Genomic DNA, 982 nt, shown 5'->3' on the forward strand with positions numbered 1-982 from the left:
AAACAGTATTAAAAACAGTATTGGTGGAAATACCGTTGTAAACCCTGATGGTAGTCTGACGACCAATAATATTGGTGGTACTGGCAAAAACAACATCAATGATGCAATTAGTGAAGTAAAAAATACAGCTACGAAAGCGAAGACTACTGTAACTGAAGGCGACAATATTGTTGTAAAAGAAACTGTTAATAAAGATGGCAGTACTAACTATGAAGTGTCGACTAAAAAAGATCTGACATTAAATAGTGTAACCACGGGCGATAGCGTACTTAATAATAATGGTTTGACTATTAAAGAAGGTCCAAGCATTACCAAAGAAGGCATCAATGCAGGTGGTAAGAAAATTACCAATGTAGCTGATGGTATCAATGCCAAAGATGCAGTAAATGTTGATCAGCTCACCAAAGTCAAAGATAACTTGAATGGCAGAATCACTGATACCAATAATCAGTTAAATGATGCGAAAAAAGATTTAGGTAATCAAATCGCTGATACCAACAAGAATCTGAATGATGCCAAGAAAGACCTTGGTGACCAGATTGCTGATACCAACACTAAGTTAAATAATACCAAGGATCAGTTAACAACTCAGATTAACGATACTAAAACTGAGTTAAACAACACGATTGTTAACACCAAAACTGAGCTGAATACCAAAATTGATAGCACCAAGACTGAGCTTGAAAACAAAGGCTTGAACTTTGCTGGTAATAGCGGGAGTGATGTCCATCGTAAACTTGGTGAGAAGCTTAATATTGTAGGTGGTGCAGCTGCGTCAACTCCGGTGGCTAAGACCAGCGGTGAAAATGTTATTACCCGTACTACCAAAGATGGCATTCAGATTGAACTATTAAAAGACTCGAAGTTTGACAGTGTCATTACTGGCAACACCACATTAAATACGAATGGTTTGACGATTAAAGAAGGCCCAAGCATTACCAAAGAAGGCATCAATGCGGGTGGTAAGAAAATTACCAATGTA

The 982-nt window shown here is 37.6% G+C and carries 1 pseudogene; it reads left to right on the plus strand.

The annotated features are described in order from the left end of the window. Nucleotides 1–982, plus strand: a pseudogene (locus R5R67_RS19445) (hypothetical protein); the annotation flags it as partial.

Source organism: Acinetobacter sp. OYA S30, assembly GCF_033599315.1.
Taxonomy (GTDB): domain Bacteria; phylum Pseudomonadota; class Gammaproteobacteria; order Pseudomonadales; family Moraxellaceae; genus Acinetobacter; species Acinetobacter baumannii.